Origin of the sequence: Thermaurantimonas aggregans (genome assembly GCF_003851885.1) — a bacterium.
GTDB classification, from domain to species: domain Bacteria; phylum Bacteroidota; class Bacteroidia; order Flavobacteriales; family Schleiferiaceae; genus Thermaurantimonas; species Thermaurantimonas aggregans.
Genome location: NZ_BHZE01000011.1, coordinates 21,790 through 36,653, shown reverse-complemented (window position 1 = coordinate 36,653; position 14,864 = coordinate 21,790). Strand labels below are relative to the sequence as shown.

Genomic DNA, 14,864 nt, shown 5'->3' with positions numbered 1-14,864 from the left:
ATGCTTTCTGATTTTCTCACCTCTGAAGAAATAGAGCGCATCGAAAAAGCCATCGAAGAGGCAGAGTGCGTAACCAGCGGAGAAATTCGCATTCACATCACCTCAAAACATGACTACGACGACATCTTGTTGGCAGCTGTTGATAAGTTTGCCGAGCTCGGCATGGACAATACCCAAGAGCACAACGGGGTTTTGATTTTCATCTGTCCGGCCCGAAAGGAATTCGCCATCATTGGCGATGAAGGCATCAACCGCCTTGTAGGACAGGACTTTTGGGACGCAACGCGCGACGTGATGCTTGCTGAATTTAAGAAAGGCCTCTTTGCCAATGGAATCATCAAAGGAGTAAAACAAGCGGGCGAATCTCTTGCCAAGTTCTTCCCTGGTAAAAAGTCAAGCGTGAACGAGCTGCCAAACCATATTTCGTATGATTAACTGGTGGAAGCTTTGGATTGCTTCACTTTTTCTAATAGGCACACTGTCGCTTTCGGCAAGTAAAAGACCTATACCGAAGTACAGAGCTCCGGTGAATGACTACACCGGAGCATTTCTTTCGCCAAGAGAAGCTCAACGTCTAAGTCAAGAGCTAATAGCTTTTGAAGACAGTACCGGCATACAAATAGCCGTATGCATCGAACCCTCTTTGGAGGGAGAGAGCGCATTTGATCGATCGCTTGCCATAGCACGCGCCTGGGGCCCGGGCAGTAAAGAAGCGAACAGCGGTATACTCATCTATATAGCCCTTGAAGACAGAGCCATTTTTATCCAAACAGGCTACGGGGCCGAAGGATTTCTGCCTGATGCCATTGCCAAGCGCATCGTAGAGCAAATCATGAAGCCCTACTTTCATCAAGGGCGCTTTTACGAAGGGCTCCGATTAGCCATTGAAGCCATCAAGACACGCGGTGCCGAGGAAAACTTTCCAAAAATTGGCCACAAAAATGGTGAAGATGAGATTCCCGCTTGGGTCATCATCTTGATAATCCTCGTGGTATTGTACCTTGTAGCGAGAAATCCTGGTCGTGGCGGTGGCATCAGCGGTGGGGGTCCTGTCATTTTTCCACCCATAGGCCGCGGTGGAGGCGGCTTCTCTGGCTGGGGAGGCAGCTCAGGTGGATGGGGAGGCTTCGGTGGTGGTGGCTTTGGCGGGGGTGGCGCCGGTGGCAGATGGTGAAGAGTTTATGCAGCATTATCTACACCGCAGTGCTTACGCCCTACTTCTGGTCGTGAAGTGCATGTTACCATTTTTTTGTTTTCTAAAAATCTTTTTGGGTTAAAAAATAAGTTGATCAAACAAGAGCAGGAATGCAGCCATAGCTGCTGATCCCATTTCGAGCTCACGAGGATTGACTTCTTCAAACACATCGCGACTGGTGTGGTGTAAATCGAAATAACGATGGCCGTCAACGCGTAAACCAGCTAAAACCGCTCCGGTCGATTTTAACTGATTTACATCGGCACCTGAACCTCCTTTGCCCATTTCATACATTCCATAAGGGTAAAAGAACTCTCTGTAGCTGCGCACTTTCTGAACAATCGAATCAGGAGCGTCGAGTGTAAAACCTCTTGGTGAAAGTCCTCCTCCGTCACTTTCTACGGCAAGGCGAATTGTTTTGGTGTCATTATTTTTTACCCATTCGGCATACTGCTTAGCGCCGTCGAGGCCAAATTCTTCGTTGGCAAATAATACTACGCGTACAGTGTGCCGGGTAGGTATGCCGAGCTGGCGCAAGTAGGCAGCTGCAGCTATGCTGTGCACTACACCAGCTCCGTCGTCGTGAGCTCCCTCACCCGGATCCCATGAATCGAGGTGGCCACCAGCAATCAATACCTCATTCGGGCGCTCAGTGCCATACATTTCACCTATCACATTGTAGGAGGTAGTACGGCCTCGATCGAAGCTCTCGAGAGTTAAGTCCATTAAAACATTCTGATGTTGACGAAGGATTTGTTCCAATTGATCAGCCGCGAGATAACTCAAGGCACCGGCCGGAATTTTGACTTCAGCTCCCTCATAAGTCATCACGCCTGTGTGAGTATAATCGTCGGCGCGAGTTGTGACTGAACGAATAAGTACAGCTACAGCTCCGTATTTCGAAGCCTCTACAGCGCCTGACCAACGGTATTTCACTGCATCGCCATAACCCGCACCAGTAGATATATAATCTTTGCGCATGCGGTAGTTGTAAAAGACGATCTTACCATGTACGCGCTCTCCTAGTTCTTTCAGATGGTCAAAGTCGCGAACCTCAACTACCTCTGCGCGAAGTGGTCTTTTTCCTGTAGATACGGAACCACCAAGGGCAGTTACATTTAATTGGATTTTTTTACCACCTAATCTCACAATAGCTGACTCTCTGCCTCGCTCCCAATGACGTACATCAACAGGCAAAGTATAGACGGTGTCAAAACCCAGCTTTTTCATCAATGCCACGCTCCACTCCACGGCCTTGCGATCGCCTGGCGAACCTGCCATACGGGGGCCTACATCCTTACACAAGCTTCTGAGCCATTGATAGCTTTGCTCAGTGGTTAGTGCGTGATAAAAGAGTTTCTTAAAATCCTCAGCCAATTCATCGCTTTGAGCTTTGACCATAGACACAGAAGAAGCTAAGACAACAATCAATAATCTTTTCATCATTTTTTTCTTGCTCAAGATTTTATCTTAAAATTGAGGTTTTGTATTCGCTCGTATTACCTACGGCGTCGGTCACGCGCACATACACTTCGTGTTTCTTGCCCGATGCAGCATGTTCAAACGGGTAAAAAAACAAACCAGTTTTACCGTCAAACTCAGCCAATACCCATTTGCCATCGATTTCCATACGATAGCTCTTAATGCCGCTCAGGTCATCCGATATTCGAAAGCGCATGACTGGCACTTTTTGCATGTTGCCATTAGTAGGGATGTTTACAGGTGTGATTTTCGGAGGGCTGACATCTGCTTCAACCGCGTATCGGCCAAACGAACGGATTCTGGCTGTAAACCATTCCCCATCGAGTGTACCAGTGATGACACTGCGTTTATTCCCCACCACATTCACCATTACAAATTTGGAAGCATTCGGATGATTCTTATCCACTCGGAGTTTAAGTGTAGCAAATTTGTGAAAGGGTACGCTTTCCATTCCAAAATTCACAACAGCTGAAATACCTCCAGCCATAAGCGGAACAGTAGAAAACGCGATTTTTTGCGGTCGGTAAAAAGTGCCTGTTTCGGCAAAAAAGACAAAGCTCTCGTCACGAATCAAGATATCTTCGTTGAAACCAAAAATGCCCGTTCGGTCGCGTACAACGGCCGGCAGATCGCCGGCTGTGCCCTTTGCCCAAAAAGTGAGTTCTGAGGCGTTTCCTGCAATATCTCTTGCTACAATGCGAACTTTAGCTACACTGTCAGGGGGAATTTTTAAAAGCCCTCGGTTTATCAGTATCGGATACGCATCCAGCTGATTACCTGGAAGCACAAAGAGTCTGTGCACATTTTTACCTGCACTGTATTTCAAATCGTAATCGATATGCGCGTTCAAATAACGTGTTTGGTCGAAGCGAATGCCTTCGGCAATAAACTTGTATACGGGCGTGTCTTCTATGAATTTTTCAATGGAATAAACACCGTTTCGAAAGGGAGAATCGTTTTGATAATCAAATGCCTCTACTGCAAAACCAGTGCGTGGTGAAATCAGCAGGGTATCTCGGTCGAGCTTGTAGATTCCACCCCCTACTTTTCGCACGGTATAGACATTACGTTTTATCTCCAGAAAATTATCCTCTATCTCATAAATGAATAGCTGGGTAATTTCGGGGTGTCTGTTATCAGGCACCTGAAGGCCGAAGCTCAAAGGATTTAAAGCTCTTTCACCGCCCTGGTCCCGAATCTCGAAATGAAGATGCGGACCGCCAGAACTTCCTGTATTGCCAGAAAGTGCAATCAATTCGCCTTTTTTTACGGAAAGAACCCATGGCTGAGGATAGAGATCTACCTCAAACGACTCTCTTTTAAACTGCTCCTGTCGGACATACTGTTCAATGATCGGGCTAAAACGCTGCAAATGCGCATAAACAGTCATATATCCATTGGGGTGTTGTATGTATAATGCTTTTCCATAACCATAAGGACTTATGCTAATTCTTGCAACATAACCATCGGCAGCTGCCAAGACTCTCTTTCCCTCCATCCCGCCTGTACGAAGATCGAGCCCACCGTGAAAGTGGTTTGTCCTCAACTCACCAAACGAACCAGACAACTGGAGAGGAATGTCGAGCGGAGGCCCGAAATTCTCAGGCATTTTGATTTCTTCCTGATTTTGAGCAAGTAAAAAACAATGAGACAGACTAATGCAGGCTATTAGAGCTCCTAAAATTTTCATGGAAGCTAAAATCCTGAAAATACAGACATTTCAGCACTGAATTCTACAAAAATTATTCACATTAAATAAAGTAAACACAGTGATTGACCAAACATTTGTCTTTAGGTGTCCATTTTCACGTCTGATTAGGAGCCTAAAACCTACTTTTGTGCCTTGTCTTAAAGAAAATAAATGACTGATATCCAACGTATCATTGAAACTGCCTGGGAAAATCGTTCCCTACTTACCTCAGAAGAAACTTTAGCCGCTATTGAAGAAGTAATAAACCTACTCGACAAAGGCAAGCTGAGAGTAGCAGAGCCAGTGGGTGATACCTGGAAAGTGAATGAATGGGTAAAAAAAGCCGTGATTCTCTACTTTCCCATTCGATCAATGGAAACCATCGAAGCTGGTCCATTGGAATTTCACGACAAAATTCCTTTAAAACGCAACTACAAAGAACTTGGTGTGCGTGTAGTCCCACACGCTGTGGCACGATATGGTGCTTACTTAGCATCTGGTGTTATAATGATGCCCTCTTATGTTAATATAGGTGCATATGTAGATAGCGGCACTATGGTAGATACCTGGGCCACAGTAGGCTCCTGTGCCCAAATTGGGAAAGAGGTACACCTATCGGGCGGTGTGGGTATAGGTGGCGTACTTGAGCCTGTGCAGGCCAGTCCGGTAATCATAGAAGATGGATGCTTTATTGGCTCACGCTGTATTGTAGTAGAAGGGGTGCGTGTTGGTAAGGAAGCTGTGCTGGGAGCCAATGTAGTACTCACTGCCAGCACTCGAATAATCGATGTAACTGGCTCAACACCCGTGGAATATCGCGGGTATGTGCCCCCGCGCTCTGTGGTGATACCCGGCAGCATGCCGAAACAATTTGCCGCTGGCACCTATCACGTGCCTTGTGCCCTCATTATCGGACAGCGCAAACCAAGCACAGATCTTAAAACCTCTTTAAACGACGCATTGCGCGAATACAACGTCGCCGTTTAAAACAATCTAATGCACTATTCGTTACAAAGTAATCATTCAAAAAATCAACATGACGAAAGGAAGCGCCATCAAAGGATTCTCAAAACTCAGTAAAGAAGCCAAAATTCAATGGTTGTTAAACGAATACCTGAACGGTGACGAGTCGTACATCGACTTTCTGAACAGTTATCTCCACCCTGATCCCAAAGTGCAGAAACTCCACGACGAATTTATCGAAAACACTATTACTAATTACTATTTACCCCTTGGCATCGCTCCTAACTTTCTTATCAACGGCCGAATCTACGCATTGCCAATGGCCATTGAAGAAAGCTCGGTGGTCGCTGCAGCAGCTAAATCAGCCAACTTCTGGCTTGAACGCGGTGGCTTTACGGCTACAGTAATTTCTACAGTAAAAATTGGTCATGTACACTTTATGTACTTTGGCGATGGGGAGAAGTTGGCTCGTTTTATCGAAAAAAACAAACAAAAATTTTACGAAGACACACATCACATCACTGCCAATATGCAGGCCCGTGGTGGAGGCATCTTGAGCATTGAGTTAAAAAATAAAACCGATAAACTCGACGGGTACTATCAACTCGAGGCGCGCTTTGAAACCTGTGACTCCATGGGGGCTAACTTCATCAATTCTTGCCTCGAACAGATGGCCAAAACCCTCACGATCCTGATGGCTGAATCTGACGAGTTTACCGAGTCAGAAAAGCAGATTCAAGTGGTGATGCGCATCCTTTCGAACTACACACCTGAGTGCATCGTGCGCGCTGAAGTAATGTGCGCCATCGACCAGCTCAATGCCGACGACGAAATCAGTCCACGAGAGTTTGCTGAAAAGTTTTATCGCGCTGTGCGCATCGCCGAGATCGAGCCATACCGCGCCACTACGCACAACAAAGGCATATTCAACGGCATCGATGCCGTAGTAATCGCTACTGGCAACGACTTCAGAGCCGTAGAAGCTGCAGGTCACACCTATGCTGCCCGCGACGGGCAATATCGTTCGCTCACACACTGCGACATTTCAGACGGCACTTTCCGCTTTTGGATAGAGCTTCCTCTTGCGCTCGGCGTTGTAGGCGGACTTACCTCACTACATCCGATGGTGCGCTTCTCGCTGGCACTGCTCGGCAAACCATCAGCCACCGAACTCATGGGCATCGTAGCTGCCTCAGGCCTTGCCCAGAACTTTGCCGCGCTTCGCGCTTTGGTTACGTCTGGCATTCAAAAAGGCCATATGAAGATGCACTTGCTCAACATTCTCAATCAACTGGAAGCCACCGAAGAAGAAAAGAACTTCTTCATAAACTACTACAAAGACAAGGTAGTAACCTACGCCGAAACCGTGCGCAAATTCTGTGAATTGAGAGGCATCCCAGCCGATACCTATGCACACATTCACAAAAAATAAGCTCAAATAAAGTTTTTCGCAAAAAAACCCTTGTCAAGCCTGTTTCTTGACAAGGATTTTTGTTTTTTAGGGACCTTCAATACTCTTTCGATTGGAATACATCTTACATTCTCAAATCTCGGGAAGTTTTTGTCCCTTGTATTTCATGGCTACTTGAAAATAGTTGTTTACAGTTCCAAGTAGTTCAAATTCTGTGTAATAAGCCTTTCAAAAATCGTCAAAAGCCTTGAACTCGTGTAGAGGAACATTAAACTCATCAAAGAAAATAATATCACCTATCTTTAAAAAAGGAAAAATTACTGTAAGTACATACAAGGTTGAAGAGTACAAGTCGGCATCGAGATGTATCACCCTCCGATCATATTTCGAGATGTCGTGTTGACCGAGCCAACTCGTTAAGGTTTCCTGAAACAGGCCTTTTATGAGATGCACCCTCGCATCTTCCGTTGAGATTTCCTGCATACCTGCGCTCATATCGCCCATTTTGTAGCTGCCCCAAGCTTCCGGTAAGCCTTTGAATGTATCAAATCCGAACAATCGACTTTGCTCGTTTTTCAAACGCTCGCTCCAATGCTTCAAACTAAAACCCTTAGATACTCCAAATTCAAGATATGCTACTTTTTGTTTATCAAGCCTCTCCCTGTCAATAATATAGTTGTACAACAGATATCGAGCCTCGTATTTTCGGTAGGGATTGAAGAAGTCGTTAAAATCGGTTTTGCGGTGGGCGTAGGCGAATCGCCCGACATCAACCATGTAGGCTGTCCACAAAAAAGGATTTTTTAATAACGAAAAAAATTTGTGAAGCCTGAAGAATAAAAATATGCTCTTAGTAAGGTGTGGCAGGTGAAAAAACTTCATTGAAAGTACGGCTAAAAATCGATGCAAAATACACTAAAAGTCCATCATGCACTTTTGAGCTTAGAATATGAGCGTAGCATACTGAAATGATAATGGCAAAATCCATTTATCAGCTGATTATAATTCCTCGAAAAAGGATATTAGTGCATTCATTAACATTAAAAGTTCGAACCTGTCTTAAAAATTGGTTTGTAAAAATTTTTTACCAAACATACCTATAACTTTACTAAATCGTATTTTGCAGCTCTACTCACGATGAGCGCTGATGTAAAACCAAAAGACGTTTTTTTCTTTTTTTTAACTGCAGGTTTTGTACTGTTTCTGCTCATGATTCTCGTTCCGGCCGAGGGTTTTAAGATATTTGGAATCAAAGTACACTTTGCACAAGTGTCTGATTTTTTACCTCAAAAATCTAAGAAAGCAAACGTTGTTCTTACATCTCATATATCCGACTCATTATTGCTTCTGGAGCAAGAGCTGCCCGATTCCAGTGTTTCCAAAAAGAGAAAAATTCTGAACTACCTCGGCGAAATCAGTCCCTTAGCTCCATTTTACGATGCTTTAAAAGACAATAAAGGCAAAAAAATTCGGATTTTTCACTTTGGAGACTCACAAATAGAAAACGATAGAATCACTTCGTACCTGCGCGAGCGCTGGCAAGCAATGCATGGTGGCGGAGGAATGGGTTATTTACCAGCTAATGCTTGGATTCCACATTTATCAGCCGAGCATCAGAATAGCCCTAACTGGGTGCGCTACACGGCTTATGGTACGCAAAGTCCCGACATACTCCATCGTAGATTTGGCCCCTATTTGAGTTTTGCACGCTTTACACCCATTGATACCTCTGAATGCAGGGAAGCAGTAACCGCATGGATAGAGGTGAGTGCCTCTAAAAAAGGCTTTTTAAGGTCTCGCAACTACTCTCTACTAAAAATCCTGCTCGGGAACAATCACTGGCCCTTCGATTTAACAGTTCTGGAAAATGGATCAGTGCTGAAAAAAGTAAAAATCCCAGCTCTTCCTGAAAAAGATACCTTGGTCACGATAAAACTCCAGTCATCAGGCAGTCACATCCGAATGGAATTTTCTGCACAGCACAGTCCTGATGTGTATAGCCTTAGTCTGGAGCAGGAAGTGGGTTTAGTACTCGACAATGTGCCCATGCGTGGGGCCGATGGCACTACGTTTAGCCGGTGTGACGCCTCTCAGATAAGTCGCTTCATGCAGCGAGAAAATACTGGCCTCATCATTATGCAATTTGGGGGCAACGCTTTGCCCTATTTGCGCGACAGCGAACATGCCGGTAAAGCTGCACAAAACATTGCCCGACAAGTTCAATTCCTGAAAAAGCTCTCGGGTAATGCTCCTGTTTTGTTCATTGGTCCGAGTGATATGGCTATTAAGGTAAAAGACCAATTTGTGACTCATCCTTTGCTTTCAGACTTTAGAGACTCACTTCTGCACTATGTTACCCTGGCAGGTGCAGCATATTACGATTTGCTTGAAGCTATGGGCGGTGAAGGCAGCATGGTAGAATGGGTTCAGGCAAAGCCTCCATTGGCAACAACAGATTACATACACTTTACACCGGCGGGGGCTCGATTAGCTGCAGAACGCCTGTTTGAAGAACTTGAAAAAGACAAAAAAGCCTATCTCTCAAAGCATCACCCCGCTCATGAGAAAAATCAAGAAAAAACACAAGCCACGGCTTCACCTTAGTTATTGGTTGATAATCATTGCCATCATCTGGCCAGAGTTAGTGCTTACACAACCGATCACCGAAATGTATGGCCAACTGCATAGAAGTTCCCTCATCGAAGCGGAAAAAATACATCTGCACCTTCCGGGCGGTAATATTTCATTCAATGTTTTTGTTCAAAAACTTGAGAAGCTCAGCCTTGGAAAAGTTGGAAAAATTAATCTGGTTCACATTGGCGGCTCACATGTACAAGGAGGCACTCTTCCAAACACCATTAGAAACAACTTAGTACACCTTCATCCACAATTTTTCGGAGAGAGAGGTTTAATTTTTCCGTACAAAATGGCTGAAACCAATAATCCGGCTGACTTCAAAACAACCTTTACAGGCGAATGGCATGGCCATAGATCGTCGGTGCCTGGGCACTTTGCTGAATTTGGTTTATGCGGTATTACGGCCACTACATACGATCCTGAGGCGACATTTTCTGTCCAACTTTTTCCGCTTAACAGCAGAGAATACTTTTTCGACCGTGTTAGAATCTATCACCCTTTCGGACCACAGTACATGAAACCGGTATGGACAGGACAAGAAGATGTGATAATCACCTGGGAAAATCCAACTGTTGGATATACGGAATTTGTGCTCGAAAATGCCACAACTTCAAACCAATTTGCTTTAAGAAGTTATGTCGATTCTGCACAAAAATTTGTATTACAAGGCATTCAGTTTTTTTTGGATAAACCTTCTTTAGTTTATCACGCCATTGGTGTGAATGGAGCCAACACCTCTTCCTATTTGCGAGAGCCTGATTTTGCTCGTCAGGTTCGCCTCTTAAGAGCTGATGTTGTAATTTTTGGAATTGGCATTAACGATGCAAATGTACCTTTCGGAAAATTCGATAAAGAGCAATTTAAATCAAATTACGAAAAGCTAATGGACATTTTTAAAAAAGGGAATAGAGATGTTTTTTTTATTTTTCTCACAAATACCGACAGTTATTATCAGAAAAAATATCCAAACAAAAACGCCCTTTTAGCTCGAGAAGCTGTGTATGAATTGGCCACAAAATACAAAGCTGGAGTGATCGATGTATTTGAAATCATGGGTGGGCTGGGCTCATCGAAACGTTGGCGACAAGCTGGTATGATGTCAGCTGATTTAGTGCACTTTACTCCTAAGGGATATGAACTTCTTGGCCATGCTATCAGTGCAGCTATAATCAATAGAATTGCCAATCATTTACATCGTTCTACATCTTTTAATACACTGAAAAATGTGGAGTTGGTTCATTGATATTTTTACTTACAAACCCGATCAACCACTCATCTTTTCAAGGTTCTTTTTTTGGGGATTTTATTTAGTAGTTTTAGGATTTTATTCGATTGTTTATCCAAAGCGATTATTGCGAAACGCATATTTGTTTTTTGTTTCCTTATTCTTTTATTACAAGTCTTCAGGGCTCAGTATTCTCATCCTGCTTTTTTCTACTATTTCAGATTTTTTTATCGGCAAAAAAATTTATGAAACTAAGCATCCAACGCTTAAGAAAGTATGGGTAGGTTTAAGTGTTTTCTTGAATCTTTCGGTATTAGCTTATTTTAAATACGCCTACTTTTTTACGGAAAATTTCAACGCCTTATTCAATACTAAATATGAGGTTATTAATCACTTTGCTCAATTTAGTAATTCCATCTTTGGCACAGGCTTTAGGGTAGATAAAATTTTACTTCCGGTAGGTATTTCTTTTTACACGTTTCAGACGATTAGTTACTCCGTAGATATATATCGCAATCAAATCAGACCGGTAAAAAATTTATTAGATTTTGGCTTCTATGTAAGCTTCTTTCCACAGCTGGTGGCAGGCCCTATTGTGCGGGCTTCAGAGTTCATCCCTCAGCTCTACAAGCCCTACACCATCACTCGCGAAGAGTTTGGATTGGGAATCTTTTGGATCATCAACGGATTGGTGAAAAAAATTGTGTTGGCCGATTATATAGCTGTTAATTTCATTGATCGGGTATTTGCTGATCCGGAGCGTTGGGGCGGTTTTGAGAATTTATTGGCACTTTATGGATATACATTACAGGTGTATGCTGACTTTTCGGGTTATACCGATATTGCAATTGGTGTGGCACTATTGATGGGCTTTTACTTGCCGCAAAATTTCTGGTCTCCATACAAGTCCAAAAATGTCGGTGAGTTTTGGAAGCGATGGCACATGAGCTTATCGAGTTGGCTGAAAGATTACTTGTACATTCCGATGGGCGGCAATCGCACAGGGTCGTTTTTCAGTTACTTTTCAATGTTTAGTATATTGGTCTTTATCAGTTTTTTAGCAAAAAGTCTTTGGATTTTTGTTGGTTTTGCTGCCCTCGCGCTACTGGTTTGGCTCATTGGAAAATTGTATCCACCTTTCAAAAAAGAAGTGGATACCAACATTAACCTGATGATGACCATGCTGCTTGGCGGCTTGTGGCATGGCGCCAGTTGGAATTTTGTGACGTGGGGGGGGCTTAATGGATTAGGTTTGGTAATTTTTAAACAATGGAAAAAAATTCGACCTTGGAAAAACCCGAACCATCCTTTGGTGAAATTTCTGGGAATTTTTATTACCTTTAATTTCATCACCTTTACGCGCACTTGGTTCAGAGGTGAAGACTGGGAAAAAGCCATCGCCATGCTGCGTCAGATAGCATATCACTTTGATTGGTCAGTGGCTCCACAGGTGCTTTCTGGCTACTCCAGTGTTTTTTGGCTTATGGGTATCGGATTTGTATTGCATTGGTTGCCAGAGCGTTGGAAGATTTCTTACCGCAAGTGGTTCTGTCAGGCTCCCAGACCCGTGCAGCTGAGCAGTTTTGTGCTTGCGGTATTTCTTGTTTATCAAGCAGTTTCAGCTGACCTCACGCCATTTATTTACTTTGCTTTTTAGCTGCCGCTCTTCATGTTAAGACACATTGCCCAATTGCTCGATCCTCTCCATCCTGAGTTATACAGGCCGGTCATCATTATGGGCATGCATAGATCGGGTACGTCCTTTTTGGCTGAGGTCTTACACAGAGCTGGTATTCATATGGGGGTGAAGCGCGATCACAATTTTGAGGCATTTCACTTTTTGAGCATCAATCAGCGCGCAATGTGGCAGTCCGGTGGCGACTGGAACAAGCCTGTTGTACCTGCTTTTGAACATTTTGATAAATGGTCTTCTGAAGAACTTTTTAAAATTCATTTTGATCTGAAAGGCAACGGCAAATACATCTTTTACAAGCTGATTAATAGGCGCTGGGGCTGGAAAGACCCTCGAAACACCTTCACTCTCCCCTACTGGTTAAATCAGTTTCCACAAGCGAAGGTGATACACCTTATTCGTAACGGATGGGATGTTGCACTCTCCCTACAAAAGCGAAATCAAAAATCTGGTGAAGTTTATAAAGCTGAATTTGACGAACCTATTGCAGGATTTAGCCTTTGGAACACCTACATCACACAAGCACTTTCGTACACATATTCGAATATTCACCACATAAAGTACGAAGATTTGATTCAAAAAAATCAAGAGGAAATAAGCCGATTAGAAAATTTTTTGAAGGTCTCTTTAAAAAAACACATCGATCATTTGGCATTAAAACCAAGTGAGCAGAATGAATGTTATCCTAAAGATGTAAGACAAAATATTTGGATGAAAAAATTTTACAATGAATAAAGTGAGTAATGCAGAAGTACAAGGGGCAATAAAAAGCATACAAAAGTGCCTAATCTCAGCACAAAATTTTTTTTATTATCACGAAGAGGATCAATTAAAAAATAAGGATCAAAGAGGCTGGAATTCCTTAGAGTACATTGAACACGTTAATCTGATTCTTTACCATCAGATGGAAGTGATGAAATCGGTTGAAAATTCCTCGAAAGGTATCTTGCTGCCGAACTTCTTGAGAATACCATTAGATACCCTTTCGTATGCCTACTTACAAAGAAAAAAACAGAAAGAAATTTTGTATAAAAAATTTATTCCAGTCAGTATTTCCAACCCCGGCGTTCAGCTATATGCTCAAAAAGTTTTTGAGGATTTAATCTACGGTGGTGAAGAACTTATTCGATTATCTGAAAATTATAGCATAGTTAAAAAAATAGTGGTTGACCCTAAGATTCCTGGATTTCTTTCCATAGAAAAAAAGTTGAGTTTTATAGCTGATTATATGAGTGAAATCGTGGATCATTGCAAAATATTGGTTAAATGAAAAATTAAAAGAATTAGTGTGCTTTTGTACCGTGAGAATCCGTTCAAATTCAATAATTTTCAGATATGGCTTGGTTCCCAAATAATTCGGAAAAATGTACTGAGGTTTTGATAGGTGTACGAAATAGGAATTCCGGTTACAATACCTATAAGAAAATTGTCTTTGATCTGAAGGCGCATTTGAGGCCTAAAGACTGCAAAAAAATCGTTTCGCGTTAAATATTTATTTACTTCAAGGCCGATGAAATTGCGCGTACCTGGCAACATGTAGTGAACATTAGAATTCCATTCAATTTGAGAGTGGGATGGAAGCCCATTAAACGAGTGAAAAATCTGAGGCCCGGCATAGACTAGTGAATGCCAGTTGTTGCCCCATCGTTTAGCTGCGATCAAAAAAGGATTGTATTTATTTTCAGCAAAGACGCGTCTTTTGAGGGTATTTAAAGGCGAGAAGAATGTCTCGTTTAAGTAACCAAGAGCAAGAGAGGTAGCGGTGTGAGTGTTAACATAAAAAGTCCATTGAGCTGCTAGTTTTATGCTCTCGATTTGGTTCTGCGGCCTTTCATTCGGATTTGCCCCCAAATGAGGACTGAAAAAGTTTACCGGAATTTCGATTTCAAGACCCAGACGATCGATCACAGCCCATTCATATTCAACAAAAAAGAGAATTTCATCATAATTTTTTTTATTAAAAAGACCCAATCCCACATTCCATTCAGCCTCCCCTTTTCGTGCACCTAGGTCGCGAATTAAGTCGATAAAGAGAGGTTCGGCGTGCAACACCTTCGGTTTTCCCTGAAAAGTTTCGTATTCTGCAATGTACGTACTGTCGATGATGCGGTCTTCAAGCTGGTCTAAATCAGATTCTTCGCTAGTAACAACTTGTGCTGGGAGGCTAGAAATCAAAAATTTGATATAAATAGTAATCCAAAGAATTGTATTAATCTTTTTCATTGCCATTCACTATTCAATTAACGTGCCTTACACTCTGGCTTATTGACGAAGTCCTTTTGTATGACAAAAATCACTAAATGACTTGAGGGCAGTCATACATAGAAATAAAAGCGACTTCCACTTTTGCTATCAAATCCTGAAGATCTTATGGAAATCATCTACCTGTTAATTTTTATCAGCGTAATAATCGCCTCAGGCTTTCTCATCGCCTTTGTATGGAGTGTAAACTCGGGTCAGTACGACGACGACGTAACCCCTGCCATTCGGATGCTTTTTGACAATGAAGTGAGAACACCAGAAACAGCTGAACATGAAAACAAACAACCCCAAAAATAACAACAACTA

Annotated in this window: 14 protein-coding genes; 10 read left to right on the top strand and 4 right to left on the bottom strand. The window is 42.8% G+C overall.

Going from position 1 to position 14,864, the window contains the following annotated elements; genetic code table 11:
- Window positions 1-435, top strand: a complete 435-nt coding sequence (locus tag EIP89_RS06625) for a TPM domain-containing protein (protein WP_124397887.1) — start codon at window positions 1-3, stop codon at window positions 433-435.
- Window positions 428-1,174, top strand: coding sequence for a TPM domain-containing protein (locus tag EIP89_RS11705; RefSeq protein ID WP_124397886.1), 747 nt, complete (start codon window positions 428-430; stop codon window positions 1,172-1,174). The genes EIP89_RS06625 and EIP89_RS11705 overlap by 8 nt, the downstream gene beginning before the upstream one ends.
- A gap of 99 nt (window positions 1,175-1,273) precedes the next feature.
- Here EIP89_RS11705 and EIP89_RS06615 read toward each other — a convergent pair whose 3' ends face one another.
- Together EIP89_RS06615 and EIP89_RS06610 are read right to left on the bottom strand one after the other, a co-directional pair.
- On the bottom strand, window positions 1,274-2,641 hold the full coding sequence (locus EIP89_RS06615; protein WP_124397885.1) for a M20/M25/M40 family metallo-hydrolase: 1,368 nt from the start codon (window positions 2,639-2,641) through the stop codon (window positions 1,274-1,276).
- 19 nt (window positions 2,642-2,660) lie between these two features.
- Window positions 2,661-4,286, bottom strand: a complete 1,626-nt coding sequence (locus EIP89_RS06610) for a M23 family metallopeptidase (RefSeq protein WP_160160548.1) — start codon at window positions 4,284-4,286, stop codon at window positions 2,661-2,663.
- Window positions 4,287-4,538: 252 nt separating this feature from the next.
- On the opposite strand from EIP89_RS06610, the gene EIP89_RS06605 reads away from it, so the two are divergent.
- Window positions 4,539-5,354 (top strand): 2,3,4,5-tetrahydropyridine-2,6-dicarboxylate N-succinyltransferase, encoded by an 816-nt coding sequence (locus EIP89_RS06605; RefSeq protein WP_124397883.1) that lies wholly within the window; start codon window positions 4,539-4,541, stop codon window positions 5,352-5,354.
- Between the two features lie 49 nt (window positions 5,355-5,403).
- Window positions 5,404-6,762 (top strand): hydroxymethylglutaryl-CoA reductase, degradative, encoded by a 1,359-nt coding sequence (locus EIP89_RS06600; RefSeq protein ID WP_124397882.1) that lies wholly within the window; start codon window positions 5,404-5,406, stop codon window positions 6,760-6,762.
- A gap of 207 nt (window positions 6,763-6,969) precedes the next feature.
- Here EIP89_RS06600 and EIP89_RS06595 read toward each other — a convergent pair whose 3' ends face one another.
- Window positions 6,970-7,533: a class I SAM-dependent methyltransferase gene (locus EIP89_RS06595; protein ID WP_160160547.1), complete on the bottom strand. Its 564-nt coding sequence runs from the start codon at window positions 7,531-7,533 to the stop codon at window positions 6,970-6,972.
- Between the two features lie 345 nt (window positions 7,534-7,878).
- Between EIP89_RS06595 and EIP89_RS06590 the strand changes: the two genes are divergently transcribed.
- The 5 genes from EIP89_RS06590 to EIP89_RS06570 are packed head-to-tail and all read left to right on the top strand — an operon-like array spanning window position 7,879 to window position 13,566.
- The gene (locus EIP89_RS06590; protein WP_148086792.1) at window positions 7,879-9,345 is read left to right on the top strand and encodes an SGNH/GDSL hydrolase family protein; all 1,467 of its coding nucleotides are present in this window, start codon (window positions 7,879-7,881) and stop codon (window positions 9,343-9,345) included.
- Complete coding sequence (locus EIP89_RS06585) at window positions 9,302-10,621, top strand: GDSL-type esterase/lipase family protein (protein ID WP_124397879.1); 1,320 nt, start codon at window positions 9,302-9,304, stop codon at window positions 10,619-10,621. Before EIP89_RS06590 ends, EIP89_RS06585 begins: the two co-directional genes overlap by 44 nt.
- Window positions 10,602-12,260, top strand: a complete 1,659-nt coding sequence (locus EIP89_RS06580; protein ID WP_124397878.1) for an MBOAT family O-acyltransferase — start codon at window positions 10,602-10,604, stop codon at window positions 12,258-12,260. The genes EIP89_RS06585 and EIP89_RS06580 overlap by 20 nt, the downstream gene beginning before the upstream one ends.
- A gap of 12 nt (window positions 12,261-12,272) precedes the next feature.
- Window positions 12,273-13,031, top strand: coding sequence for a sulfotransferase (locus EIP89_RS06575; RefSeq protein ID WP_124397877.1), 759 nt, complete (start codon window positions 12,273-12,275; stop codon window positions 13,029-13,031).
- Complete coding sequence (locus EIP89_RS06570; protein ID WP_124397876.1) at window positions 13,024-13,566, top strand: hypothetical protein; 543 nt, start codon at window positions 13,024-13,026, stop codon at window positions 13,564-13,566. Before EIP89_RS06575 ends, EIP89_RS06570 begins: the two co-directional genes overlap by 8 nt.
- 59 nt (window positions 13,567-13,625) lie before the next feature.
- On the opposite strand, the gene EIP89_RS06565 is transcribed toward EIP89_RS06570, so the two are convergent.
- A complete protein-coding gene (locus tag EIP89_RS06565) occupies window positions 13,626-14,519 on the bottom strand; it encodes an HAEPLYID family protein (protein ID WP_124397875.1) in 894 nt (297 codons plus the stop codon).
- A gap of 147 nt (window positions 14,520-14,666) precedes the next feature.
- On the opposite strand from EIP89_RS06565, the gene ccoS reads away from it, so the two are divergent.
- A complete protein-coding gene (gene ccoS, locus EIP89_RS06560) occupies window positions 14,667-14,855 on the top strand; it encodes a cbb3-type cytochrome oxidase assembly protein CcoS (RefSeq protein WP_124397874.1) in 189 nt (62 codons plus the stop codon).
- Window positions 14,856-14,864 lie beyond the last annotated feature (9 nt).